This window comes from Pollutimonas thiosulfatoxidans, assembly GCF_004022565.1.
In the GTDB taxonomy this organism is placed as follows: Bacteria; Pseudomonadota; Gammaproteobacteria; order Burkholderiales; family Burkholderiaceae_B; genus Pusillimonas_D; species Pusillimonas_D thiosulfatoxidans.
In genome coordinates this window covers 1998103-2024090 of the sequence record NZ_CP022987.1, presented here as the reverse complement: position 1 = coordinate 2024090, position 25988 = coordinate 1998103, and the positions used below count along the sequence as shown (strand labels likewise).

23 protein-coding genes and 1 tRNA gene are annotated in these 25988 nt (G+C 59.8%); 15 read left to right on the top strand and 9 right to left on the bottom strand.

Annotated features, from left to right (window positions below; genetic code table 11):
• The first annotated feature begins 2 nt into the window (after positions 1 to 2).
• From CKA81_RS09685 to lpxC, 4 genes are all read left to right on the top strand, one after another.
• On the top strand, positions 3 to 794 hold the full coding sequence (locus CKA81_RS09685) for a cell division protein FtsQ/DivIB (protein ID WP_128355078.1): 792 nt from the start codon (positions 3 to 5) through the stop codon (positions 792 to 794).
• A 7-nt stretch (positions 795 to 801) separates the two neighbouring features.
• A complete protein-coding gene (ftsA, locus tag CKA81_RS09680) occupies positions 802 to 2028 on the top strand; it encodes a cell division protein FtsA (protein ID WP_128355077.1) in 1227 nt (408 codons plus the stop codon).
• Positions 2029 to 2193: 165 nt separating this feature from the next.
• Positions 2194 to 3366, top strand: coding sequence for a cell division protein FtsZ (gene ftsZ / locus CKA81_RS09675; protein ID WP_128355076.1), 1173 nt, complete (start codon positions 2194 to 2196; stop codon positions 3364 to 3366).
• 246 nt (positions 3367 to 3612) lie between these two features.
• Entirely contained in the window at positions 3613 to 4536 is a 924-nt protein-coding gene (lpxC, locus tag CKA81_RS09670) for a UDP-3-O-acyl-N-acetylglucosamine deacetylase (protein WP_128355075.1), read from the top strand.
• 29 nt (positions 4537 to 4565) lie between these two features.
• Here lpxC and CKA81_RS09665 read toward each other — a convergent pair whose 3' ends face one another.
• Complete coding sequence (locus CKA81_RS09665; protein ID WP_128355074.1) at positions 4566 to 5042, bottom strand: DciA family protein; 477 nt, start codon at positions 5040 to 5042, stop codon at positions 4566 to 4568.
• Positions 5043 to 5133: 91 nt separating this feature from the next.
• On the opposite strand from CKA81_RS09665, the gene CKA81_RS09660 reads away from it, so the two are divergent.
• Positions 5134 to 6045 carry a M23 family metallopeptidase gene (locus CKA81_RS09660; RefSeq protein WP_394342553.1) on the top strand — a complete coding sequence of 304 codons (912 nt, stop codon included), beginning with the start codon at positions 5134 to 5136 and terminating at the stop codon, positions 6043 to 6045.
• A 93-nt stretch (positions 6046 to 6138) separates the two neighbouring features.
• Positions 6139 to 8883 (top strand): preprotein translocase subunit SecA, encoded by a 2745-nt coding sequence (gene secA / locus CKA81_RS09655; protein ID WP_128355072.1) that lies wholly within the window; start codon positions 6139 to 6141, stop codon positions 8881 to 8883.
• Between the two features lie 19 nt (positions 8884 to 8902).
• Here the strand turns inward: secA and mgtE are convergent, their stop codons facing one another.
• From mgtE to CKA81_RS09635, 4 genes are all read right to left on the bottom strand, one after another.
• The gene (gene mgtE / locus CKA81_RS09650; protein WP_128355071.1) at positions 8903 to 10381 is read right to left on the bottom strand and encodes a magnesium transporter; all 1479 of its coding nucleotides are present in this window, start codon (positions 10379 to 10381) and stop codon (positions 8903 to 8905) included.
• A 15-nt stretch (positions 10382 to 10396) separates the two neighbouring features.
• On the bottom strand, positions 10397 to 10741 hold the full coding sequence (locus CKA81_RS09645) for an acyl-CoA thioesterase (RefSeq protein ID WP_228255846.1): 345 nt from the start codon (positions 10739 to 10741) through the stop codon (positions 10397 to 10399).
• 96 nt (positions 10742 to 10837) lie between these two features.
• Complete coding sequence (locus CKA81_RS09640; RefSeq protein ID WP_128355069.1) at positions 10838 to 12040, bottom strand: M20 aminoacylase family protein; 1203 nt, start codon at positions 12038 to 12040, stop codon at positions 10838 to 10840.
• A complete protein-coding gene (locus tag CKA81_RS09635) occupies positions 12037 to 12894 on the bottom strand; it encodes an inositol monophosphatase family protein (protein WP_128355068.1) in 858 nt (285 codons plus the stop codon). Before CKA81_RS09635 ends, CKA81_RS09640 begins: the two co-directional genes overlap by 4 nt.
• Positions 12895 to 12965: 71 nt before the next feature.
• On the opposite strand from CKA81_RS09635, the gene mnmC reads away from it, so the two are divergent.
• Complete coding sequence (gene mnmC, locus CKA81_RS09630) at positions 12966 to 14831, top strand: FAD-dependent 5-carboxymethylaminomethyl-2-thiouridine(34) oxidoreductase MnmC (RefSeq protein WP_128355067.1); 1866 nt, start codon at positions 12966 to 12968, stop codon at positions 14829 to 14831.
• A gap of 115 nt (positions 14832 to 14946) precedes the next feature.
• Positions 14947 to 17163 carry a glycoside hydrolase family 31 protein gene (locus CKA81_RS09625; RefSeq protein WP_128355066.1) on the top strand — a complete coding sequence of 739 codons (2217 nt, stop codon included), beginning with the start codon at positions 14947 to 14949 and terminating at the stop codon, positions 17161 to 17163.
• Here CKA81_RS09625 and CKA81_RS09620 read toward each other — a convergent pair.
• The gene (locus tag CKA81_RS09620; RefSeq protein ID WP_228255695.1) at positions 17160 to 17945 is read right to left on the bottom strand and encodes a metallophosphoesterase; all 786 of its coding nucleotides are present in this window, start codon (positions 17943 to 17945) and stop codon (positions 17160 to 17162) included. The genes CKA81_RS09625 and CKA81_RS09620 overlap by 4 nt on opposite strands.
• A gap of 51 nt (positions 17946 to 17996) precedes the next feature.
• Here CKA81_RS09620 and CKA81_RS09615 point away from each other — a divergent pair.
• From CKA81_RS09615 to glnQ, 7 genes are all read left to right on the top strand, one after another.
• Positions 17997 to 18072, top strand: a tRNA-Lys gene (locus CKA81_RS09615).
• Positions 18073 to 18290: 218 nt separating this feature from the next.
• Positions 18291 to 19301 (top strand): methionine ABC transporter ATP-binding protein, encoded by a 1011-nt coding sequence (locus CKA81_RS09610; RefSeq protein ID WP_128355065.1) that lies wholly within the window; start codon positions 18291 to 18293, stop codon positions 19299 to 19301.
• Positions 19298 to 19957, top strand: a complete 660-nt coding sequence (locus CKA81_RS09605) for a methionine ABC transporter permease (protein WP_128355064.1) — start codon at positions 19298 to 19300, stop codon at positions 19955 to 19957. Before CKA81_RS09610 ends, CKA81_RS09605 begins: the two co-directional genes overlap by 4 nt.
• Before the next feature lie 19 nt (positions 19958 to 19976).
• The gene (locus tag CKA81_RS09600) at positions 19977 to 20768 is read left to right on the top strand and encodes a MetQ/NlpA family ABC transporter substrate-binding protein (RefSeq protein ID WP_128355063.1); all 792 of its coding nucleotides are present in this window, start codon (positions 19977 to 19979) and stop codon (positions 20766 to 20768) included.
• A 142-nt stretch (positions 20769 to 20910) separates the two neighbouring features.
• Positions 20911 to 21669, top strand: coding sequence for a glutamine ABC transporter substrate-binding protein GlnH (glnH, locus tag CKA81_RS09595; protein ID WP_128355062.1), 759 nt, complete (start codon positions 20911 to 20913; stop codon positions 21667 to 21669).
• 112 nt (positions 21670 to 21781) lie between these two features.
• A complete protein-coding gene (locus tag CKA81_RS09590; protein WP_317135160.1) occupies positions 21782 to 22621 on the top strand; it encodes an ABC transporter permease subunit in 840 nt (279 codons plus the stop codon).
• The gene (gene glnQ, locus CKA81_RS09585; RefSeq protein WP_128355061.1) at positions 22618 to 23346 is read left to right on the top strand and encodes a glutamine ABC transporter ATP-binding protein GlnQ; all 729 of its coding nucleotides are present in this window, start codon (positions 22618 to 22620) and stop codon (positions 23344 to 23346) included. The genes CKA81_RS09590 and glnQ overlap by 4 nt, the downstream gene beginning before the upstream one ends.
• 14 nt (positions 23347 to 23360) lie before the next feature.
• Here glnQ and CKA81_RS09580 read toward each other — a convergent pair whose 3' ends face one another.
• The 3 genes from CKA81_RS09580 to CKA81_RS09570 form a co-directional block, all read right to left on the bottom strand.
• Positions 23361 to 24062: a DUF6776 family protein gene (locus tag CKA81_RS09580; RefSeq protein WP_128355060.1), complete on the bottom strand. Its 702-nt coding sequence runs from the start codon at positions 24060 to 24062 to the stop codon at positions 23361 to 23363.
• A gap of 171 nt (positions 24063 to 24233) precedes the next feature.
• The gene (gene murU / locus CKA81_RS09575) at positions 24234 to 24932 is read right to left on the bottom strand and encodes an N-acetylmuramate alpha-1-phosphate uridylyltransferase MurU (RefSeq protein ID WP_128355059.1); all 699 of its coding nucleotides are present in this window, start codon (positions 24930 to 24932) and stop codon (positions 24234 to 24236) included.
• Complete coding sequence (locus CKA81_RS09570) at positions 24932 to 25972, bottom strand: aminoglycoside phosphotransferase family protein (protein ID WP_128355058.1); 1041 nt, start codon at positions 25970 to 25972, stop codon at positions 24932 to 24934. The genes murU and CKA81_RS09570 overlap by 1 nt, the downstream gene beginning before the upstream one ends.
• Positions 25973 to 25988 lie beyond the last annotated feature (16 nt).

Genomic DNA, 25988 nt, shown 5'->3' with positions numbered 1-25988 from the left:
TTGTGTTGACCGACCCCCGACTAACCAATCTGATCGCGAACGCGCTGGCATTGCTGGCTGTGGCGTCTATGGTTGCGGGCGTCGTGGTCTGGATTGCACAGCGGCCTTACTTTGCCATCACCGAAATGCAGATCGGTTCCATGCAGGGCGAACACCTGAACTTCGTCTCCACGGCAACGGTCAGCGCAACGATAGCGGGGCGGGTGCAGGCCAATTTCTTCTCTGTGTCGCTGGATGACACCCGCGACCTGATCGAGACCGTGCCCTGGGTGCGCCATGCGCGTGTACGCCGCGTGTGGCCCGATACCCTGAAGGTGCAGATCGAAGAGCAGCAACCATTGGCGCTGTGGAATGAGAACCAGATGATCAACACCTGGGGCGAGGCATTCTCGGCCAACCAGGGTGAACTTGCCGATGACGCGGTGCTGCCCCAACTGAACGGGCCGGCCAGCTCTGAACGCCTGGTGGTGCAGCGCTATGCCGAACTGGCCCGGTGGTTTGCGCCGCTGCAACTACGGGTGCAGCAAGTGACGCTTAGTCCCCGCTATGCGTGGGAGGTCCATTTGTCCAATGGCGTGCACCTTAGCCTGGGGCGCGACCCGGCCGCCGATGTAGCCGATCCGCATGGGCGTTCGGGAGCCCTGCCGTTTGCCTCGCGCATTGAACGCTTTGTCCAGGCCTGGCCCACACTGGCCCAGCGGCTGGATGGCCAGCCGATAAGCAGTGCCGATTTACGTTATGCCAACGGTTTTGCAATCACCCTGGCCCCTGTTTCCAATACCTCTACGAAGTAAAAAGACTATGACTCGTGACATCAAGGACCTGATCGTTGCACTCGATATCGGCACCAGTAAAGTGGTGGCCGTGGTGGCGGAAATTTTGCCTGAAGGCCGTTTCGAGGTACTGGGCCTGGGACAGCATGAATCCCAGGGCATGCGCAAAGGGGTGGTGGTCAATATCGAATCCACCGTCAACTCCATACAGCGGGCCCTCGAAGAAGCCGAGCTGATGGCCGACTGCAAGATCCGCGAGGTCTACACCGGCATTGCAGGCAGCCACATCACCAGCTTCAACTCCAGCGGCATGGTCGCCGTCAAAGACAAGGAAGTCACCGCCACCGATGTGGCCCGCGTGATCGAGACGGCCAAGGCGGTAAATATTCCTACCGATCAGCAAGTGCTGCACGTGTTGACCCAGGAGTTCATTGTCGACTCCCAGGAAGATATCCGCGAGCCCATCGGCATGAGCGGCCTGCGCCTGGAGGTCCGTGTGCATATCGTGACGGGCGCCGTCAGTGCGGCGCAGAACATCGTCAAGTGCGTGCGGCGCTGCGGCCTGGAAGTGCAAGATCTTATCCTTCAACCCCTGGCTTCCAGCCTTGCCTGCCTGACATCCGACGAAAAGGAGTTGGGCGTGGTGTTGGTCGACGTGGGCGGTGGCACGACAGACATCGCCATCTTTACCGGAGGCGCCATACGCCACACGGCTGTTGTGCCCATCGCGGGCGACCAGATCACCAGCGACATTGCGGCCATGTTGCGTACGCCCACGCCGGATGCCGAAGAGATCAAGCTGCGCTTTGGCATTGCCAAGCAAGTGCTGGCCAATGCCGACGAGCACATCGAAGTGCCGGGCTTGGGTGATCGTCCCAACCGGCAGGTCAAGCGCCAGGCTCTGGGTGCCGTCATCGAGCCCCGTATTGAAGAACTCTTTACTTTTGTGCAGCAGATCGTCCGCGAGTCGGGTTACGAAGATTTGTTGGCATCCGGGGTCGTGCTCACGGGCGGCACCTCGCTGATGCCCGGCATCGTCGAGCTGGCGGAAGACGTCTTCCTCAAGCCGGTGCGGGTTGCCGTTCCGGCTTACGAGGGCAGCTTGGCCGATGTCATGCACAATCCACGATTTTCCACAGTGATGGGCTTGCTGGCCGAAGCCCGTTTGCAGCGTGCCAGGGGGCGCAAGGTGGCCCAGCAGAAGGGCAGTTTCCGAACTCTGCTGGCACGCATGAAAGAGTGGTTCATGAATTAGGGCGCAACACAGCCCTGATGAACAGGCGGGACAAGCCTGTTCCGGAGGAGCTTCAAACCAGGTGCGAGCAGCATCGTTGGCATTTCTTTTGAAGCCGTTCCGAACAATAAGCAGTACTGGGGAATTTTAGTTTTTTAGTTTTTTGGATATGTGAGGGAGTCAATCATGATGAATTTTGAAATGCTCGATACCAGCAGCAACGGTACCGTAATCAAAGTAGTGGGAGTGGGCGGCGCGGGTGGTAACGCGGTGTCCCATATGATCCGTTCCGGCGTGAGCGGCGTAGAGTTCATTTGCGCCAATACTGACGCGCAGGCACTGGCAACCAGCGAAGCGCCGGTTCAGATCCGTCTGGGCCGCACGGGTCTGGGCGCAGGCGCCCGTCCGGAGCAAGGACGTGCAGCTGCGGAAACCGCCAGGGAGGAAATCCGGGCAGCCCTGACAGGTGCCAACATGGTGTTCATTACCGCCGGCATGGGCGGCGGCACAGGTACGGGTGCAGGTCCGGTGGTCGCGGAAGTGGCCAAAGAGCTGGGCATTCTTACTGTAGGGGTGGTCACCAAACCCTTTGCATTCGAAGGCGCCAAACGCCTGAAGATGGCCGAGGAGGGGATATCCGAGCTGTCCAAGCACGTGCATTCCTTGATTGTCGTTCTGAACGAAAACCTGTATGACCTGATGGACGAAGACGCTACACAGGAAGATTGCTTCAAATCGGCCGACGACGTCTTGCACAACGCTTGCGCCGGCATCGCCGAAATCATCAATGTCGAGGGCAACGTCAACGTCGACTTCGAGGACGTCAAGACCATTATGGGCGAGCAGGGTCAGGCCATGATGGGCACGTCGATCGCGGCGGGTCAGGATCGTGCCAAGGTGGCCGCCGAGCGCGCTATCGCCTGCCCATTGCTGGAAGGAGTCGATCTGCACGGTGCACGTGGCATGCTGGTCAACATCACAGCCAGCCGCACGCTGAAAATGCGCGAAACGCGCGAGATCATGGATACCATTCGCAGCTACGCCGCCGACGAAGCAACCATCGTCTTCGGTACGGCCTACGATGAGTCCATGGGCGAGAACCTGCGCGTGACTGTTGTCGCAACTGGCCTTGGCCGCGCTGCTGCCACGCGTCCGCAGTTGGTACAGAACACCGCCCAGGAGCTGCGCACCGGTACTGACAATATGTCCGCCATGGGTGGATACGAATACGGCAACAGCGAAGTACCTGCTGTGATCCGTAATCCACGCAGCCAGGCTTCGGCCCAGGTGCGTGCCCTGGAAACCGCCGGTATGGATCACTTCGACATCCCGGCTTTCTTGCGCAAGCAGGCGGACTGACAGCCCAGCAATATTAATAAATAAAGCCTCTCACATGCCTGGCCGGTGTCATGCCCCGGCGGGCCCGGTCGCGCGATTCCCTCTTTCCCCAGGGAGGCGCGCGGCCGCGTTTTGTCGGCATGCAGGCGAGCAGATTGAAGCGCCTTGAAATACAAATTTTTAGTGGTAAACCCTCCACTCGGTTACACTGTTACCTTCTTTCCTGAAGCGAGATCCATCACTATGCATGGGCCGCGTTAAATATTTATGTTACGTCAGCGCACAATACAAAAAGCCATCAGTACCAAAGGGGTGGGCCTGCATTCGGGTCGACGGGTCGAGATCACTTTGCGACCGGCCGCGCCCAATACGGGTATTGTGTTTCATCGCGTTGACCTTCCCGAAGTTGTCGATCTTCCCGCGCGGGCCGATCAGGTGGGCAATACCCGCATGGCCTCAGTGTTGCAGCAGGGCGATGTGCGCGTTTCTACTGTAGAGCACCTGATGTCTGCCCTGGCCGGTCTGGGTATCGATAACCTGCACGTCGACCTTACCGCCGAAGAAGTCCCCATCATGGACGGCAGCGCCGGTACTTTCATATATTTGCTTCGTTCCGCAGGGCTGGAAGAGCAATCTGCGCCCAAGCAGTTCCTGCGCGTCCTGAAAACCATCGAAGTCCAAGAGGGCGAGGGCTCTGACCTGAAATGGGCCCGTCTTGAACCGTACGACGGCTTTGCCCTGTCGTTTGCGATCGACTTTCATCACCCGGCCATCGACTCCACGGCCAATTTCGCCGAGGTCGATTTCGCCACAGACTCGTACGTCAAGACGATCGCACGCGCGCGCACTTTCGGTTTCGTCAGCGAAGTCGAAGCCTTGCGTGCAGCGGGTCTTGCGCGTGGGGGCAGCCTGGACAACGCCATCGTGATGGACGAGTATCGGGTACTTAACACCGACGGCTTGCGCTACGACGACGAATTCGTCAAACACAAGATCCTCGACGCCATTGGCGACCTTTACCTTATTGGCAAGCCCTTGGTGGCGCGCTACGTGGCGTGCAAGTCGGGACACGGCCTGAACAACCAGTTGGCCAGGGCGCTACTGGCGCAGCAAGATGCCTGGGAGCTCATCACCTACGAGTCCACCGCGACCGCTCCCAAGGCTTTCACCCACGAGTGGAAGTTCGCCTGACTCCCCGGCTTGTTGGGGGCATCTGACGCCTATTTTCGGTGGTGCCCCAGCAATCGTTCGATGGCATCCGTAAGCGGCCCCGGCCGCAAGGACCGCTGCAGGTCCTCGAAGGCCTGCAATGCGGTTTCGTCCAGCGGCACGACCTCCCTGGACGATGTTTTTGTCTGGCTTTGTAACAACCCGGCTTGAACCCTGACACTGACTTCGGTAACGTTCCATCCGTCCTCGCTCAGGGCCCGCGCAATGCGCGGTGCCAGTTGCCGCAGTTTGGATGCGTGCGCCGCGCCGGGAACCGCCAGGGTTATTTGCTGTCTGTCTATACGGGCCACCTTGCAAACCTGCGCCAGCGCAGGGGGCAGCAAGCCCTTGGTGGCCTGCTCCATTGCCAGCATGTTCTGCGCGGTTTGCAGCACCTGAGCGCCTTGCTGATCACTACCCAGCCACGCGAGCGCCAATACGGCGGGGGCGGCGTCGCTTTGTGATCGTCGAGCAGCGGGTTTAGACATGCCTAGTATTTTTCAATGAAGTTTTAGTGAGATTTTGACTATGAGCAACGGTAACGTTGATTCTAACGCCAGAGGGTTCCGGACCGTGACCATCGCCCTTGCGGCGATCCTCGCCCTGGGGGCTTCGGCGGCCGCAGGAGCCTGGATGCAGTCACAGCTTAACAGGCAGCCGGTACTGTCGCCCGATCAAGAGCACGCGATCGCAGAACAGGTATCGCGAGACTCCACCTATGTGCGTCACAACGTGAACTTGCTGGCGAGCAAAGTGGGCGACCTGCAGGCTAAGCTCATTGCCATGGACAGCCTCAGCAAGCGCGTGGCAGAGGTCGCCGGCGTGTCTTATACCGATCCGGAGATCCATGCCAGCCTGGAGGAAGGCTCGGCGCCTGTCATGGACTACATTACCGCCGAAGAGGGCGCTGGCTGGTCGGCCGAGGGGCTGGGGCGCCAACTCGATGCCCTGACTCAGCAGATTTCCGAGCAGAAAGACTGGTTGGCCATGCTTGATCTGGTATTGACCAAACGCGTGGGCGTGCAAGCCGGCCTGCCCACCCTCATGCCGGTCAGCTATCCATTTCTGAGTTCGTCCTTCGGCTGGCGGCGCAATCCGGTTACCGGGCGCCATGCCATGCACGAGGGGCTGGATTTCGCGGCCCCCAAGGGTACCCCCATACATGCTTCCTCGGGCGGCGTCGTCACCGAGGCCCGCTATGTGCCCGGCTACGGCAAGATGGTCGAAATCAACCATGGCAACGGCCTGGTTACGCGCTATGCGCACGCGTCTTCCATTAATGTGAAGCAAGGAGATCTGATCGAGAAGGGGCAGATGATTGCTCGGGTCGGGTCTTCCGGCCGCTCAACCGGCGCCCACCTGCATTTCGAGGTGCGTATTGCCGGGCACCCCCTGGATCCGCGGCTGTTCCTTGCACAGGCCGGGGGCAATGAGCAATTGATCGCAAGCGCCATGCAAGAGACCGATACTGCCCAGACTCAGGTGCGTTAAACTGTATCGTTTTCCTGCGGATCAACCGCCAACCACAACGACAAGCATGACGATCCGGCGCGCAAGCGCAGGGGCCGCATCGACGACAAAAGAATGGTTTCTTTGCTAAAAAAGATTATTGGCAGCCGTAACGACCGCATACTGAAGCAGTTTCGCAAGCAGGTTGTGCAGATCAACGCGCTGGAAGCCGGCATGGCGGAACTTTCCGATCAGGAGCTTACCGCCAAAACGTCGGCCTTCCGAGAGCGCGTAGCGCAAGGCCAGTCACTGGACCAACTGTTGCCGGAAGCCTTCGCGGTAGTTCGCGAGGCCAGCAAGCGGGTATTCGGGATGCGGCACTTCGACGTGCAGCTACTGGGTGCAATCGCGCTGCACAATGGCAAGATCGCTGAAATGCGCACGGGTGAGGGCAAGACGCTCATGGCGACACTTGCTGTGTACCTGAATGCCTTGGCCGGTAAGGGCGTCCATGTTGTTACGGTCAACGACTATCTGGCACGGCGCGATGCCGAATGGATGGGTCGTCTGTATAACTTCCTGGGCATGAGCGTGGGTGTGGTCGTCCCCCAGCAAGAGAACGAAGAGAAGCGCGCCGCCTACACGGCGGACATCACCTACGGTACGAATAACGAATACGGCTTCGACTACCTGCGCGACAACATGGAGTACCGACCGGAAGACCGCCGTCAGCGTCCCTTGTTTTACGCCATTGTCGACGAAGTGGACTCCATCCTGATCGACGAAGCGCGCACGCCGCTGATCATTTCCGGGCAAGCCGAAGACAACACCGAACTGTACCTGGGCATGAATGCCGTGCCGCCCATGCTTACGCGCATGCCATCCGAACCCAAGCCGCACGAGCCCGAGCCCGAAGGAGACTTCTGGGTCGACGAGAAAGGCCAGCAAGTGCACTTGTCGGAAGCCGGCCAGATCAAGTCCGAACAGATCCTCGTCAAGGTCGGTTTGCTGCCCGAAGGCGAATCCCTTTACGATCCGCGTCATATCTCGCTGGTGCACCATCTGATGGTGGCGCTGCGTGCGCACAATCTGTTCTTCCGTGATCAACAGTATGTGGTCCAGGACAACGAAGTTGTCATTGTCGACGAGTTCACTGGCCGCCTGATGGCAGGCCGACGCTGGTCCGACGGTCTGCACCAGGCAGTGGAGGCGAAAGAAGGCGTAAAGATCCAGAACGAGAACCAGACGCTGGCATCCATTACCTTCCAGAACTATTTCCGCATGTACGAGAAGCTGGCCGGCATGACCGGCACGGCCGATACGGAAGCCTACGAGTTTCAGGAAATTTATCAGCTTGAAACGGTCATCATCCCGACCAACCGTCCCATGGCGCGGGACGACCAGAACGACCAGGTCTTCAAGACCGATGTCGAAAAATACAACGCCATTCTTGCAGACATCAAAGACTGCCACGAGCGTGGGCAGCCGGTGTTGGTGGGAACCACCAGCATCGAGAACTCCGAACTGCTCTCCGGCTTGCTGAACAAGTCCGGCCTGAAGCACGAAGTCCTGAATGCCAAGCAACATGCGCGCGAGGCCGAGATCGTTGCCGAGGCCGGCAAGCCCGGCCACATCACCATCGCCACGAATATGGCGGGTCGGGGAACCGACATCGTGCTGGGCGGCAGCGTTGAAAAGCAAGTGGACATCATCCGCGCCGACGACGCTATTTCGGCGGACGAAAAAGAGCGGCGCATTGCGATCATCAAGAGCGAATGGGCGCCTGCCAACGCCGCAGTGAAGGCGGCAGGCGGTTTACGCATCATCGGCACAGAGCGGCACGAATCGCGCCGTATCGACAACCAGTTGCGTGGCCGGGCCGGCCGCCAGGGCGATCCGGGCTCGTCGCGTTTCTATCTGTCGCTGGAAGACTCCCTGATGCGCATTTTTGCGGGCGACCGCGTGCGTTCCATCATGGAGCGACTGCGCCTGCCCGAGGGCGAGCCCATCGAGGCCAAGATGGTATCGCGCTCTATCGAGTCGGCACAGCGCAAGGTGGAAGGCCGCAACTTCGACATACGCAAGCAATTGCTCGAGTATGACGACGTTGCCAACGACCAGCGCAAGGTGCTTTACTCGCAACGCAACGAAGTATTGGAATCGACCGATGTGTCGGCGACCATCGCCGGCTTGCGCGATGCTGCCATTACCGAGCAGTTCCGGGCTTATGTCCCCGAAGAGACCATGGAAGAGCAGTGGGACGTTCCCGCGTTGCAAAATGCGCTCGAGTCCGAGTGGCAGCTATCGTTGCAACTGGTCGACATGCTCGAGCAAGAGCCCAACCTTACCGACGACGATCTGCTTGAGCGCGTGCTGGCCGAAGCGGCCCGCGTATACCAGGCCAAGGTCGATATGGTGGGCAAGGAAGGCTGGGCGCCATTCGAGCGCTCCATGTTGCTTCAGTCCATCGACACGCATTGGCGCAGCCACTTGTCGGCGCTGGACCACCTGCGCCAGGGCATACACCTGCGCGGCTACGCCCAGAAAGATCCCAAGCAAGAATACAAGCGCGAGGCTTTCGAGCTGTTCTCCGACATGCTCGATCGCATACGCAACGAAGTTGTGCGGGTCTTGATGACGGTGCGCATTCAGTCGCCCGAGCAGGTCGAAGTAGAAGAATCCGAACCCCGGCTCGATAACGTCACTTATCACCACTCTGACTACGACGCTGCACTCAGCGGAGAGGACCCCGGGCTGGATCAACAGCCGGCGGCCAAGGCGCAGGTGCCTGCGGGCGCTGTACCCAAGGTGGGACGCAACGAGCCTTGTCCTTGTGGCAGCGGCAAGAAGTACAAGCACTGCCACGGCAAGCTGGCCTGACGGCCGGGCTTGCCGCCGCCTAGACCAGGAATATCGTCGCCAGGCCCAGGAACACGAAAAAGCCTAAAGAGTCGGTGGCAAAGGTCAGCAGCACCGAGGACCCTATTGCGGGGTCTTTGCCGAAACGGTCGCGCAGCATGGGGATCAGCACCCCCAGTGCTGCGCCGATCAGCATATTGCAAATCATGGCCGCCATCATGACGGCGGCAATCGCCACCGATCCGGATATCGCCCAGGCAAAGCAGGCCGCCACCAGGCTGCCGCATACGCCTACCAGAAACGTGACGGTCATCTCGCGCTTTACCAATTGCCATGAGTTCGAGCCCGTCACGCGGCCTACCGCCAGCGCGCGTATGATCATGGTCATGGTCTGATTGCCAGAGTTACCGGCTATGCCTGCTACGATGGACATCAGAAACGCCAGGATCACAATGTGGCTGACGGTGTCCTCGAAGCGCGACGCAACAAACGCGGCCGTTGATGCCGTGCACAGGTTGACCAGCAACCATGGCGCGCGGTTACGCAAGGCGTCCGCGACAGGCGCGAAAATGTCTTCTTCCTGCAAGCCGGCGCGCGACAGTGCTTGCTCTTGCGAGTCTTCCTGGATCACGTCCACGACCTCGGCGATGGTGACTCGACCGATCAGCCGGCCCTGATCATCAATGACGGGTGCCGACACCAGATCGTAGCGTTCGAAGGCGCCCGCAGCATCCGCGTCGGAGTCCAGCGGATTAAGTGTCAGGTAGTCGGTCACCATGACATCGGACACCAGGACGTCCGGTTCGCGTACGAGCAGCGTGGTCAGCGGCAACGAGCCCTGCAGCTTGTCATCGCGATCGACGACAAAGATCTGATCGGTGTGGTCAGGCAGCTCGTGCAGGCGGCGCAGATAGCGCAGTACGACCTCCAGCGAGACATCTTCCCGCACGCGGACCATCTCGAAGTCCATGATGGCGCCGACGGTGTCCTCGGGATAGCCCATGGCTTCGATAAGCTGGGCGCGCTCGGCGTCCGTCAAGCCTTTTTGAACTTCCGCAATCACGTCGGCCGGCAGGTCAGCAGCCAGGTCGGCGATCTCGTCGGCGTCCATGGTGCCGGTCGCGGCGATCAGGTCCTGGTGGTCCATGGACTCGATCAGGGATTCACGCGCCCAGTCGTCGACCTCGAGCAGCACGTCGGCGTCGTGCTCCGCGCTGACTAATTGCCAGACTGCCTGACGTTCCTGGACAGGAAGCGACTCCAGGATGAAAGCGATGTCGGCGGGATGCAGATCGTTGACGATCGCCTTGATCTCGTTCTCGTGCTGACGATGCAGCAAGCCTTCGAGCAAATTGGACTTGTCGTCGTCCTCGTACTGTCGCTGCGCAAGCGTTTCCACGACCTCTTGGCGCTTGAGTATGCTCTGCAGGCGTTGCAGTGCCATCTGCGCGTCCTCGGGATCGAGCCGGCGCGGAATGGTAATGGGCACGCTTTCAGCCTGCACTTCGGAATCCGTCATACGCAAAACCTTGGGTTAGGCTGGTGGAAGGGGGCGGCGCTTGCGATCCTCGTCGGTAGCGACGTAGGTCAGTATGGCTTCAGTAACCTTGACGACTTCCAGTTCCATGCGTTGGCGTTCGGCATAGACTTCTACGGAAACCGTCACTGAGGTGGTGCCGATCTTGATGATCTCGGCGTAAAAGCTTAGCAAGTCCCCGACAAAGACGGGCTGCTTGAACGTGAAGGAGTTGACTGCGACCGTGGCGACCCGGCCGGCGGCGCGACGGGTGGCCGGGATCGAGCCGGCGATATCCACCTGAGCCATGATCCAGCCGCCGAATACGTCGCCATGTATGTTCGAGTCGGCCGGCTGCGGCATGACGCGCAGCACGGCGTGGCGCTCTGGGGGTGGCAGGACGGTGTAGGTGCTGGTCTCGCTCAAGTGCGGCTCCGGTAAGGGCTAATGAACCGCGGTTCAGCTATGGGACGAGGTCAGCCATTGTTTGGCTAGCTCGACCCAGTACGTTGCACCCAGCGGGATCAGGTTGTCGTTGAAATCGTAGCTGCCATTATGGAGCATGCAAGGTCCCGTGCCATGGCCTTCGCTGCGATGGCCTCCCAGGCCGTTGCCTATCCAGACATAACAGCCTGGTTTCTCGCGCAGCATGAAGGCGAAGTCTTCCGCGCCCATGGAGGGCGGGATGCCGCGATCGACGTTCTCGGCCCCCACAATGCCATTGAGCACCTGGGCGCAGAAATCGGCCTCTTTTTCGTGATTGATGGTGGGCGGGTAGTTGCGCTGGAAGGAGAACTCGGCCTTGCAGTTCAGTGCCTGGCTGGTGTGTTCGGTGATTTCGGCCATCCGGGTTTCTATCAGGTCGAGCGTCTCGTCGGTGAACGTGCGCACCGTGCCTCGTATGATGGCGTCGTTGGGGATGACGTTGTCGGCCGACCCGGTATGAATTTGGGTAATGCTGAGCACCGCGGGTTGCAGCGGATTGCGATCACGCGTGATGATGGTTTGCAGCGATTGCGCCAATTGCACTGCGGCCATGACCGGGTCAACGCCCAGGTGCGGCATGGCGCCGTGCGCACCCTTGCCCTCCAGGCGGATGTGAAAGGTGTTACTGGATGCCATGACGGGGCCGGCCACCACGCCGAAGCTGCCTTCGGCCATGCCCGGCCAGTTATGCATCCCGAATACGGCATCCATGGGAAACAGCGAGAACAGGCCGTCGTCTATCATCGCCTTGGCGCCGCCGTGTCCTTCTTCGGCCGGCTGGAAGATAACGTAGACGGTACCTTCGAAATCGCGGTGTTCGGCAAGGTAGCGGGCGGCTGCCAGCAACATGGCGGTATGCCCATCATGCCCACAGGCGTGCATCTTGCCTTCGTGCTTGCTGGCGTGGCCAAAAGTATTGGCCTCTTGCATGGGCAGGGCATCCATATCGGCCCGCAACCCTACGGCACGGCCATTTTGCGTCTTGCCCTCGATGGTACCGACGACCCCGGTGATGCCCAGGCCGCGATGTACGGGGATGCCCCAGGACTCGAGCTTCTGTGCCACGACGTCGGCGGTGCGGACTTCCTCATAGGCCAGTTCCGGATGAGTATGCAGGTCGCGTCGTATGGCGACAATCTCGGGGGCCCAACCAACAATAGCGTCTGCCAGCTTCATGTTTGCTTATCCCGTGTAAGGTGTGGCTGTATCATCGCGTCCAGTGCCGGTGCCGTGTGCAGGTTGCCGGCGTAGACGTACCCTTTGATAGGCCAGGGATCGCGATGATGGATGTCTTCGCAAATGCCGCCCGCTTCGCGGACAATGACGGTACCCGCAGCGACGTCCCATGGCGCCAGGCCCATTTCCCAATAGCCATCGTAGCGGCCGCAAGCTACCCATGCCAAGTCCAATGCCGCGGCGCCCAGGCGGCGTACGCCCCGAGTGACGTTGATGGCGTGGTGCAAGGTGGGCATGTATTGTTCGGAAAACGAAAAATCACGAAACGGAAAGCCCGTGGCGACGACGGATTCAGCCAGCGTTTCGGTAGGCGAACAATGAATGCGCCGCTCGTTAAGCCAGGCACCCACGCCCAGCATGCCGGTGAACAGCTCTTCGCGATTGGGGTCGTAAATGACGCCGATGACGGGCGTGTCATGTTCAAGCGGCGTGTCGCCTGCGACGATGGTGCCGGCATGCGCAATCAAGGCGATAGACACGGCGTACTGCGGAATGCCATGCAGGAAATTAGTGGTGCCGTCCAGAGGATCGATATACCAGGTGGCCAGCCCCGATGTGTTGCCGCCGCTTTCTTCGGCGACGATGCCCAGGTCTGGACAACGCTCGCGCAGGATTTGTATGACGGCCTCTTCGGCTTCCCGGTCGGCTTGCGACACCAGGTCGTTACGCATTTTGGTGTCTATGACCAGCTCGGCCCTATTGTGCGAGTAGGCTTGTAAAATAGCAGCAGCTGCGTGAGCGGCGGTTACGGCTGCATCCAGGCAGTCGCTTAGAGGAAGGCGGTTGGATTGCATACAGTCAGGGCCTCAGATCAAACAAGAGCGTCGCTCGCTCATACACGCATCATTGTACGTGATGGTTTTGCATGTCCAGCAACTACCAGCCACTGACGCCGGCCACGGTTGCCTTCAATGAACAAGGGGTGCCGGTGCACCCACACTACGGCGATGTCTATCATCCGCCGTGGGGTGCGCTCGAGCAGGCCGCGCGGGTTTTTCTGCGCGGCAACGGCCTGCCGCAGCGCTGGCAGGGCCGGGATACTTTCACGGTGTGCGAAACCGGCTTCGGGCTCGGGCATAACTTTTTGGCCTTGTGGCAGTCCTGGCGCACCGACCCACAACGATGCCGTCATTTGCACGTGGTGTCATTCGAGGCGCACCCCTTCAACCGAGGCGATCTCGCGCAATTACTGGGGCGCCTGACCGGGGCCGAGTGCGGCCTTGCCGATCAACTGATTCAGGCCTGGCCCCCATTGCTGCCCGGCCTGCACCGGCTGGAGTTCGAGGGCGGGCACTTGACGCTTACGCTGGCATTTGGGCAGATCGAGCGCCTGGCCAGGCAAGTGACGGCTCGCGTCGACGCATTCTTCCTGGATGGCTTCGCGCCCCGGGTCAACCCGCAGATGTGGTCGCGCTCGCTGTTTGGCCAACTGGTGCGTATTGCCAGTGTCGGCGCCACTGCAGCAAGTTGGTGTTGCGCCGGTGAGGTTCGGCGATCGCTGCGAGATGCTGGCTTTCTCGTCTCGAAAGCCGCGGGCTACGGCGGCAAACGGGAGATCATGGTGGCCACCCTACGCCCGGGCTTGGGTCGTCCCGTTGTCGATACCCGCCGCCGCGATCCCGTCATGATCGTCGGTGGCGGCATCGCGGCTGCTGGTGTCGCGCAAGCGCTGTCGCTGCGTGGCCATGCCGTCACTGTGCTTGACCCCGTATTCACTGCGGGACTGGGGGCGGCTCAGCGCGGTCATATCGCTGTGGCGCTCAGCCCGGTCATCAGCCGGGGCGACGACCTGAGGGCGCGGCTGGCCCGTGCCGGGGTGTCGCGCGCGCTGCAGCGCTGGCAAGGGCTCACAGGGCGGGCGCGCCCCTGGCGTTGCGGCACGCTGCAGCTTGCCACGACGCAGGCCGACGCTCTTGAACAGCAACGAGCATTAAAAGAGCTTGCTTTCCCTTCGGACTGGGTGAAGTGGCTGGACGCAGAGGCGGCGGCACAGCAGGCTGGCGTCCCGCTTTCCAGGGGTGGATTGTGGTTCGCAGACGGGCAGCGGGCGCAGCCCGAACGCTTGCTGGAGGCCTTGTTTACGCTGCCAGAGGTATACTGTATAGGGAAAGCGGTCGCAAGGCTGGGTCAAACCGACACCGGCGACTGGGCGGCGTTCGACGCTCAGGGGTCATTGCTGGCGACGGCGACTCAGCTTGTGCTTGCCAATTCGTCGGCCGTTTCTTCACTGCTGGCAACGCTTACGCAGCCGGTAAGTTTACCGAAAGTGGCAGCGATGCGCCGTATTGCAGGCCAGGTCGCTTATTTCCAGGGCGGCAAGGCCGGGGAGGCCCACAGCGTTGTTGCGGGCAACGGATATTGGTTGCCTGCAGTGACCGGACTATGTACCGCAGGCAGCACATATTTGCCGGATGCGGAGGCCAGTCGCTTAAGCGAGAAGGCCTTGGCCCAGATCGCACAGCAGGCGAGCGCGCTGTTGGGGCTGGCGCAACAGGATCTCGGCGCAAGGCCGGGCAACAATAAGGGGTGGGCCGGATGGCGCGCCGCAGTAAGCGACCGTCTGCCTGTCATTGGACGTATTGACGGCTACCCCGGTTTATGGCTTGCTAGCGGATATGGATCGCGTGGCCTTACCTGGTCTGCCTTGGCGGGCGACGTGATCGCGGCAGAGCTGCGGGGCGAGCCGGCCATTCTGGAACGTGAATTGCTGCGAAAAATTGCTCCTCGATAAGAGCAGCAACCCAAACAGGAGGTAATACTAGCCGTGCGATTTTATTTTATAGCTCAAATCCGTCAGAATAATGACTTTTGAATGCTTTTTGGGCCTAAGCCCCGAGGATTGCGCTGTGCCGCCCAAGTCTGACCTTGCTCACGTGACGCAACTAGCTTCCCTTAATTTCCTGGCCTCCAAGGCAACGCGGGCCGAGTTCTCGCTCGGGGACGCCGGCCTGCAGCTGCACATCGAACCGCACGCGCCTGGCGTTTACCGACTGCGTGCCGGGCTACCGGCGGCCTTGCTTCCCGAAAAGCCATCGGCGCGCGCCAAGGCTCACGCCGAGATGCTGCTCGCCCGCGAAGAGCCTATCAGCGAGCTCTTTGTCAGCTCGATCGCGGACGGCACCCAGGACGGATGGCGGCTCGAGCAAGGCGACACGGTGCTCGAACTATCGCATTCACCTCTGCAGTTTGCGGTGTACCGCAACGAAGACTGCGTCATGCAGACTCGCCTCGGTTCGACGCTGGCGCATGGCTCTGACGGTCAGGGCAACGCGTGGCAGTTCGATATCGAACTGGATGGCGACGATGCGCTGCACGGAGCAGGCCTGAGCGACGGCGAACTCGACCGCCGCGGTACCGAGATCATTTCGGACGTGCCGACCGATCGTGCGCTGCCGCTGCTCTGGAGCACCAAAGGTTGGGGTGTTTATGCCAGCAGCGTAGATCGAATTCAACACGACATTGGCCGTAGCGATGCAGACCTTTACCGTTTGACCGTACAAGGCGATGTGCTCGATCTGTTCCTGTTTGTCGGCGAGCCGGCTGAAATCCTTAATCAATACACGGCTCTTACGGGTCGTGCCGGCCAGCCCGGGCTATGGCCCATGGGTGTCTGGCTCGATCAGGCACCCGGTCAGTCGGTGGACGAAACGCTGGCGATCGTACGTCGGTTCCGAGAACAGCAGTGGGGCCTGGATGTAGTGCAATTGGCCCAACCCGCGCCGTTTGGCTTTCAGGCCGACAAACCTGCGTTTGAATGGAATGCTGACCGCGTCCCCGATCCGCGCCAGCTCATTACACAGTTTCAAGAGGCCAACATCCAACTTGTGGCCCCATCTTTCCCCGGCGTCCTGGCTGGCACTGAACTCTTCGACGAATGGGAAGATCGAGGCTGGCTACTGATCGACGACGACGGCAACGCGCTGGCATTGCCAGGTTGCGAAGCCAGCGGCGGCCGTCCATTCGGTTTGCTGGACCTGACCAACAAGGATGTTTATAAGCTGTGGTCCGAACGGCATCGTCAATTATTCGACGATGGGTTGGGCGGCCCCACCTGCGATGCGCAGTTCGATATTCCCGACGGCATTACCGCCCGGGGCGGAGAATCCGGCGCGGTGCTGCGCACGGTTTACCCGATGCTGGCACGCCAGGCCTTGTTCGACGCGGTGGCGGGCCACAAGACGCCACAGGAAGGCATAGTCTGTAGCGCCGATCTCTTTCCTTCGGTGCAGCGTTTTGCCTGGCAAACCGGCCCGCAAACCGGCAACGACTGGCAGGCGCTCGAGCACACATTGCGTACTGCCTTGTCGCTGGGCGATAGCGGTGTTCCGTTCCAGGCACATAGCCTGGGCTCGGCCGCTCACTCCACGGCCGGCATGACGCCCGAGCTGTATATCCGCTGGCTGGCCATGTCGGTGTTCTCGGCCAACTTCAGCTTTCAGTCGCTACCCGCATTGTTGCCTGATGCCTTCGATGCCGAAACGCGCGAACTGGTTCGCCATTGGCTGCAGTGGCGCTATCGACTTATTCCGTACGTGCTGGGTATTATTGAAGATGCGGTCCGCAGCGGCCAGCCGGTTCAGCGTTCGATGGCCCTGGCGTTCCCGAATGATCCGGTGGCGCAAGTCTGGGACACCCAGTATCTGTTGGGCCCGGCCTTGCTGGTGGCGCCGCCGTTGCGCCCGGGCAAGCAGGTGCAGGTTTACCTGCCCGAGGGCGACGCCTGGTGGGACTTGAACACCGGCTGGCGCTACGAAGGCGGCACAACCTGGACGATCGAGGCTGGCCTGGACACGCTACCTGTATTTGGCCGCGAAGGCCATATGCTGTGCCTGGGACCAACGGCGCAACATTCCGGCGAGTTCAATTCTGCCCGCATTCTTGATGAAGTCTGGATGTTCGGCATGCCCGAACACAGCCCTGTGGTCATGCGCAACAAAATACGCGTGATGCAGATGCAGGGGTCCAGTTACATCAAGGGTCTGGAAGGCTTGCGCATACTTCCATCCGAGGGGTTGGAAGTGAAACGCCGGGGCGCTGAAGTCAGGATATCTCGGGCGCGCTAGACGCCAACATCAATAGTCAGTTCTGCGTTAAAGAAGGGGTTTTCGTTAACCCCTTCTTTCGCATAGCCGCGCGGATTGCAGACTACTCGGGTGCCCTTGACTGAATAGTCGTAGCTGTCATGAGTATGACCGTGTATCCACAGGACGACGCGATCGCCTCCCATCAGGTGCTCGCTATCCGACACAAAACAGGTGTTGATCAAAGAGCCCTCGAACCGGGGATGTATGCTTTTGGTTGATGGCGCATGGTGGGTGATGACCACGGTAGGCCCGTCGAAAGGCGTGTTCAGGCTGTCGTCCAGCCATGCACAATTACGCTGGAATAGGGTTTCGAGTTCGTTCGGCGACAGGCAGGCGCTGGGGTCCTGGTCTGATTGAATACGAACGAAATCCCGGATAAATTTCAGGGCCTCGGCGATCGCCTGCTCGCGCTGCGGGCCCTTACCGTAAAGATTGAAATCGTTCCACAAGGTGCTGCCCAGAAACCGGACGCCGCCTATGACCACCTGTTGGTTGTCAAGAACCTGGATAGGTGTTTCGCGCGCGTAGTGGCGCATTTGGGCGACGGTATTACGGATGCTGCTGCCGTAGAACTCGTGGTTGCCAGGTACATAAAGCACCGGTTTGTCGAAGCCCGAGGCCCACGCCGCGGCTTGCTGTGGCCGACTGATATCGCCGGCCAATACAACAATGTCTGCGTCGGTTTGCGGTAGCGCTAAGCCGCCTTGACCCAGATGTAAATCGGAAAGGATATTAAGTCGCAGGCGCTTGGATGAGGGCATAGGCTGATTTGACAGCCTTTTTAATTGGCGTCATAATCTCGTTCTTCGGTTGGGTCGTTAGCTCAGTTGGTAGAGCACCGGACTTTTAATCCGTTGGTCGCGCGTTCGAGCCGCGCACGACCCACCAGCCGAGATATCAAGCCAGCCTTATAAATATTATGAGGCTGGTTTTTTATTGCGGCCAGCAATCTTGGCGCGCCCGATTGTTTTAACATAACTTGCCGTAAGCGGCCAGCTTCCCGCACGCGCCGTATATTTTCATATAGCTTAAAACCATTAGGGGCCGGCAATTTCGGGCTAGTGGTTATGTTAAATTGTGACGCTGCCTAGTCTGCGGGGTTCAACTTGATCCGCCTTAAAAACATCCATAAAACCTATCACTCGCCCGGCCGCGTTTCGCATGCGCTGGCGGGGGTGGACCTGCACATTCGGCAGGGCGAGGTTTTCGGGATCATAGGGCGGTCGGGCGCAGGCAAGAGCACCCTGATACGCATGCTGAACCTGCTCGAGCACCCCACGCAGGGCGAAGTATGGGTAGGTGGACAGAACATTACCGCGATGTCGGACGCCCAGCTGCGCCGCTTTCGGCATGGCGTCGGTATGGTGTTCCAGCATTTCAACTTGCTGCGGTCCCGCACTGTTCTGGATAATGTGTGTTTTCCATTACGCCTGACCGGCATGGCCAGGCGCGAGCAATTGCAGCGCGCCTACGAAGTGTTGGAGCTGGTCGGTTTGACCGACCATGCCGCCAAGTACCCCCGGCAATTGTCCGGCGGCCAACAGCAGCGCGTAGGCATTGCGCGTGCCTTGGCGAACCGCCCCGAGCTGCTGCTCTGCGACGAAGCCACCTCTGCCCTTGATCCCGAAACCACCCAATCCATATTACGGCTATTGCTGGATATCAATAGCCGTTTGGGCATCACCATCGTGCTGATTACGCATGGCATGGATGTGATACGCAGTGTCTGCGACCGTGTGGCCGTGATCGACGCCGGCTTTCTTGTAGAGGTTGGCGATGTTCTGGACGTTTTCCTGCACCCTACTCATCCGGTTACCCAATCGCTATTGTCTGAAAGCGGGGTGGACGCGGAAGGATGGCGCAGCATGGCAGAAGGCATAGAAGGCAAACTGATACGCCTGAGCTTTCGCGGTGACGCCACCGTCCAGCCCATGCTTAGCCGGGCCAGCCGCGAACTGGCTCTGGACTTGAGCATACTGCAGGGCGCTGTCGGCCGAATCAAGGACACGCCCTACGGCCAGTTGGTCATTGCGGTCAATGGCGATGTACAGGCTCAGGAGCAACTGGCCGGACTGCTGGCGGGCGAAGGCGTAGAGTGCGAGGTGCTGCGGCCATGATCTTTGCCAACATGGATTGGCCCTTAATCGGCATCGCCACGCTGGACACCCTGCTGATGACGGGCTTTGCGCTGGTGTTCACTGTCATTATCGGCTTGCCGCTGGGCATAGTGTTGTTCCTTACCAGCAAGAACCAGATGCTGGATAACGGGCCGGTGTACCAGGTACTGTCTTTTGTGGTGAACGTGCTGCGCTCCGTGCCGTTTATCATCCTTCTTATTGTCATGATCCCGCTGACTCGCGTGCTCGCGGGCACTTCGCTGGGTGTGCAGGGGGCGATTCCCCCCTTGGTCGTCAGTGCCGCGCCGTTTTTTGCCCGTCTGGTCGAGAATGTGCTGCGCGAACTCGATCCCGGGGTGTCTGAAGCGTGTCGCGCGATGGGGGCAAATTCGCGCCAGACCGTACTGATGGCGCTGGTGCCCGAGGCAACGACCGGTATCGTGGCCGCAATCATCGTGACGGCCATTGCCCTGGTCGGCTATTCGGCGATGTCGGGCGTCATTGGCGGCGGCGGCCTGGGTGACCTTGCACTGCGTTTTGGGTATCAGCGCTATCAGACCGATGTGATGGTCGTGACCGTTGTCATTCTTGTTGTGATGGTTCAGATTTTGCAGGTATTTGGCGATCGGCTGGTTGCCCGCTTGAACCGTAAATAACCTTATCAAGGAGTCTTACATGCTATTGAAAAAAATTGCGCCCGCGTTGGCTGTTGGCGTTGCACTGTTGTTTGGCGCTGCCGCGGCGCAGGCCGCCACACTAAGTGTTGCGGCCACCCCCGTGCCACACGCCGAGTTGCTCGAATTCGTGAAGCCCGCGCTTGCCAAGGACGGCATCGAGCTGGACATCAAGGTGTTTACGGATTACGTGCAGCCCAACCAGCAGGTGGCAGACGGCCATATCGACGTCAATTTCTTTCAGCACCAGCCTTATCTGGATTCGTTCAATAAAGAGCGCGGCACCAAGTTGGTGACGGTTGGGCTGGTACACGTCGAGCCCTTCGGCGCCTACTCGTCCAAGATTAAAGATATCAAGGACCTGAAGGATGGTGCCCTGGTCGCCCTGCCTAACGATCCTTCCAACGGTGCACGCGCCTTGTTGTTGCTGCAAAAGGAAGGCTTGATCAAGTTGAAGGACCCCACGAATATCCTGGCCACGTCGCGCGATATTTCCGAGAACCCCAAGAAGCTTAAGTTCAAAGAGCTGGAAGCCGCCACGCTGCCCCGCATCCTGCCTGACGTCGATCTGGCATTGATCAACACCAACTATGCCCTGGAAGCTGGTCTGAACCCTGTCAAGGATGCCTTGTTCATTGAGGGCGCCGAGTCCCCCTACGCGAATATTATCGTCACGGACGAATCGCGCAAGGACGATGCATCCATCGCCAGCCTGGTCAAAGCCTTGAATACGCCCGAGGTGAAAAAATTCATTGAAGAGCAGTACAAGGGTGCGATTGTTCCTGCTTTCTAAGCGGGCTCCTGGCATTCTGGCGTCATGAGAAAGCGGCTTAGGGCCGCTTTTTTTCGGTTACCATACGTGTTTTACCAGCTGCCACAAGCGGCGCCATTGAAGATGCTCGCACCTGGAGCGCCAGCAAACAAGGAGTCCCATCATGTTCAAAAACAAAATCAAGGCCGCATTGGCCGGTTTGACACTGGCCATGGCATTGCCTGCGGCAACGACCGCTCTCGCGCAAGACAAGCAACTGCTGGTCGCGACCGACACGGCTTTCGTGCCTTTCGAGTTCAAGCAGGACGGCAAGTACACCGGCTTCGATATCGAACTGTGGGAAGCCATCGCCAAAGAGGCAGGCTTCAAATACGAACTGCGCCCGATGGACTTCAATGGCATTATTCCGGGCCTGCAAACGCGCAATATCGATGCAGCCCTCGCGGGCATCACCATACGCGATGATCGCAAGCAAGTTATTGACTTCTCCGATCCTTACTACGAAAGCGGTCTTGCCATTCTGGTAAACAAGGACAACAACGACATCAAGACGGCCAAGGATCTGGAAGGCAAGATGGTGGCGGTCAAGATCGGGACGGCAACGGTCGACTACCTGAAAGATAACGTGCCCGACGCCAAGCTAAAGCTGTTCCCCAATATCGACAACGCTTTTCTTGAGCTGGCCACAGGCCGTGTCGACGCGGTGGTACACGACACGCCCAACCTTCAGTACTTTGCCAAGACGGGCGGCGAAGGCCGCGTGAAGGTCGTCGGCTCGCTCAAAAGCGGCGATTACTACGGCATCGGCTTCCCCAAAGGAAGCGAGCTGGTTCCGGCAGTCAACGAGGCCTTGAAGACGCTCAAGTCTAACGGTACCTACGACGCGCTGTATACCAAATGGTTTGGTGCCAAGGTCGAATAGGCCTCAGTCCAGTCCAAACGGCGATCAGGTGCACAGGCACTGGATCGCCGTTTTCTTTTTGTCGGCTCTCATCAGTGCCTGATGACCCGCTCCATTTTTGAAGGCGATCAACGTGACATTTGAATGGTCAGTCATTTGGGCCGCCATGCCCAGCCTGCTTGAAGGCGCCAAGATGACGGTGCAGATTACCTTGCTGGGCTTGATCGGCGGTACGATCATCGGTTTCCTGACAGGTGTCATTACCACCTACGTCAAGGTGCTGGTCACCTGGAAGACCACGGCGATCGCCGTAGCCACGCTGGTGGCGCTGTATACCTTGGGCAGTCTGGCGTCATGGGTTGGCGGCCGCTACCTGGGCGCGGTACCCGATTGGGCATGGCTGGCCCTGCAGGTATTGATCGCGATTGCCGTATTGTGGCGCTTCGCGGCGTATATTCCTGTTGCCTTGTCTTTCCTGGCGCAGGTCTACATCTTGGTCATACGCGGCACGCCCATCGTCGTTCAGGTCATGTTTATTTATTTTGCCTTGCCGCTCATCGCGGGCTGGCGTATCGACGCAGTGATGGCGGCTATCTTTACGCTGGTCATTAATTCGGGCGCCTATATTGCCGAGATCGTGCGCGGCGCCTTGCTATCTGTGCCCAAGGGGCTGAAGGAAGCGGGCCAGGCCATGGGCTTGCCCTTCTACAAGATACTGACTTTCATCATCGGCCCGGTGGCCTTGCGCCGAATGATTCCGGCCATGGGCAATCAATGCATCATCAGCCTGAAAGACTCGTCCTTGTTCATTGTGATCGGCGTAGCCGAACTGACCCGTCAGGGCCAGGAGATCATCGCCAGTAATTTCCGTTCGGTCGAAATCTGGGGCGCCGTTGCCGTGCTGTACCTGATACTTACCGGCATCATTGCCCTGACACTGAAATTCGTCGAACACAGGACGCAAATCGTATGAGCATTGTTGAATTCAAAAAAGTCGTCAAGCGGTTTGGCGCAAGCACCGTACTGGACGAAATCGATCTTACGATCGACAAGGGAGAAGTGGTTGTTATTGTTGGCCCGTCCGGGTCCGGCAAGTCTACCTTGCTGCGTTGTATCAACGTACTCGAGACCATCGAAAGCGGCGACATCGTCGTCAATGGATTAAGCGTGCGTGGCAGTGGCGCCGAGGTGCGCGAGCTGCGCCGCGAGGCAGGTATGGTGTTCCAGCAGTTCAACCTGTTTCCTCAGCTTACCGCGCTTGAAAACGTCATGTTCGGACCTGTGCACACGCGTGGAACAGCCCGCAGCCAGGCTCGTGAAGAGGCCCGGGCCTTGCTCGACAAGGTAGGTCTGGCCGAGAAAACCGACAACTATCCGGGGCAGTTGTCGGGTGGTCAGCAACAGCGTGTGGCAATAGCGCGCGCGCTGGCCATTCGTCCGCAACTGATGTTGTTCGACGAGCCCACGTCGGCGCTTGATCCCGAGCTCAGGCACGAAGTGCTGAAGGTGATGCAGGACGTGGCCGAAGAGGGCATGACGATGATCGTGGTCACGCACGAAATGGAGTTCGCCCGCAAAGTCGGTACCCGGCTGTTGTTCATTGACCAGGGCAAGATCTCTGAAGACGGACCTCCCAACGAGTTGCTGAGCAATCCGCCCAGCCAGCGCCTGCGCGACTTTCTACAGCACGTCTCTTGAACGATAGAAGTTGATCAGCCCGCGACGCGTATGGTGCGGGTGGCCACCACCTTGTCGGACCCATCGCGCATGATCTGGATGGTGACCTGGCGCGGCGTGAAGCCTTCAGGCAGCGGCAGGGCGCCCCTGGCATGGGTGTAGCGTTCCAGCGAAATATCGAACTCGGGCAGGTCAATATTGCCGGAACGGCGATTGGCGTGGCGCCCCGCTACGACCAGCTTGACCTTGCCGGTGAAGCGATCCGTCTTGCCTTCGTCCTGCATGATAAGGATGGCGTAGTTCAGGGTGTCGGCTTCGGCGTCAAAAGAGGCAGCCCGTATGCCGGGGGATGTTCCCCTGGGATCGGCGGGCATGGCCGCCGCAAATAACTCTACATCTTTCGCCAGCGTTTCGACCTGGGCTTTCGCTTGCTCGAGTCCAGCGGACTGGTCGTTCAGTCGTGCGCGAAGATCAGTCAGTTCGCGGCCCTGGCGGTTCAGGTCCGATTGCAGTCGCTGTCTGTCCATGTTGACGCTGTTCAGGTCGTAGTGCAGTTGTTCGGACTGCTCTACAGTCAGGCGCACCGGACCGTAACTCTTTTGCAGGAAAAGCAGGCCGCCGGCGCCCAGGACCACGCCGGCCAGCATAAGCACCAGCCATCGCGGAATGCGGCGCTGACGGCGCGTTGTGCCATATGCCGTGGGCTTGAAGACGTGGCGTTTGTTGGAACCGAACATGAGCTATCCTGTATTGCAGGCGTGACCGCGTTATAAGGGTCAACACCGAAAAACCCTAAAGCATAGACCCCTAAGGCGTCGCCGTCAGCGATTGGAGGCCTTGGTTTCTCCTTGCAGGGTTTTGAAACGTTTGTATCAAATGCACACGCGACAGTGTAGCTGCGATCCGGCTTACGAGTGCGCGCCAAGTGCCGCATCCAACTCGGCCAGGCGCTGGGGCGTGCCTACGTCTACCCATAGGCCCGCATGATGCGCCCCAATGACTCGACCGGCCTGCATTGCAGCACGAAGCAATGGAGCCAGCGGTGCTGGCTTACCGGCAGCGAGTCCGGCAAACAAGGACGGCTGGTACAGGCCGATGCCTGCAAAAGTATAGGTCGCAGCGTCGGCAGCAGCCAAGTCATATATGCGGCCCGTTCCATCCATGGCAAAGTCGCCAGCAGGGTTATGGCTGGGGTTGTCGACCAACAGCAGCCAGGCCTGGGCGCTCGCCCGTTGCATGGCTGCAAGCGCCGCCTTGGCTTGGGTCGGGTCCCAATCGCACCATACGTCGCCATTTACGACAAGAAAGGGCTGCTCGTCAAAAAAAGGCAGCGCCTTGACGATGCCGCCGGCGGTCTCGAGCGCCTCGGTTTCGGGCGAGTAGGTGATGTGGGCGCCGTACCGGCTGCCGTCTCCCAAAGCCTCTTCTATTTTGGCGCCCAGCCAGGCGTGGTTGACGATCAAGTGCTTGATGCCGGCCGCTACCAGGCGCTCGACTTGCCATTGGATCAAGGACTTTCCGCCTACCGGCAGCAGGGGCTTGGGCAAGGTGTCTGTAAGCGGCCGCATGCGTTCGCCGCGGCCGGCCGCAAGTATCATGGCCCGCATCAGAAGGTATAGCCTGTGATGATTTGTCGATTCTCGATCTTGTCGATCAGGCGTAGCAGCTTGCCAAAAGCGACGTAGCGGCTGGCAACCTGCCTGACATAGGCGCTGACCCGTGGCAGATGATCCAGGTAATGGTGTTTGCCATCGCGATGGGAAAGCCGGGCAAACACGCCCAAGATACGCAGGTTGCGCTGCAAGCCCATCCATTCGTAGGCGCGGTGGAAGCTTGCGAAGTCCTCCGGTACCGGCAGGCCGGTTGCCTTGGCGGCCTCCCAGTAGCGTATGGCCCAGTCCAGTTGCTGCGGTTCTTCCCAGGTGGTGCGCGCGTCCATGACCAGCGACGCTATGTCGTAAGCGATGGGCCCACACAGGGCGTCCTGGTAATCGATGATGCCGGGGTCCGCGTCGTCCGAGCCCACCATCAGGTTGGGCGAATGAAAGTCCCGGTGCACCAGCACGGTAGGCTGCTTGACATTGTCGTCCACCAGCAAGGCAAAGGCGTCCTGCATGACAGCGCGATCGGCATCGGTAAGTTGGACGCCGCAGTGGCGGTCCACATACCATACGGGGAAGACCTCGAGCTCTGCATGCAGCCGGGCGGCATCGTACTGCGGCAGATCGTTGCAGGAAGCATGCTGCAAACGCACCAGGGCACCCAGGGCTTCCCGGTAGAGCCTTTGCAAACGCAGGTCGGAAAGCCCCGCCGTGATGGCTTGAAAATAGGTCTGCTCGCCCAGGTCGGAAAGCAGCAGGAAGCCATCCTGACGGTTCTCGGCGTGGATGGCCGGAACCCGCAGGCCCGCCTGCTGCAGAAGCTTGCTTACATGCAAGAATGGCCCGCAATCTTCGCGGTCGGGCGGGGCGTCCATGACGATCAGGGTAGTGGTGCCGGCCTGGACGCGAAAATAGCGGCGGAAGCTCGCGTCGGCGGAAGCGGGCTGCAGCGTATCAAGTGCAAGTTGATGCTGGCTGGCAATGCCCTGCAGCCACTTGCGCAGCAGGACGAGTCGGTTATCGCTGGAGTTCAAAGTCGGTTCCATGGTAGAAGGTGTGGGG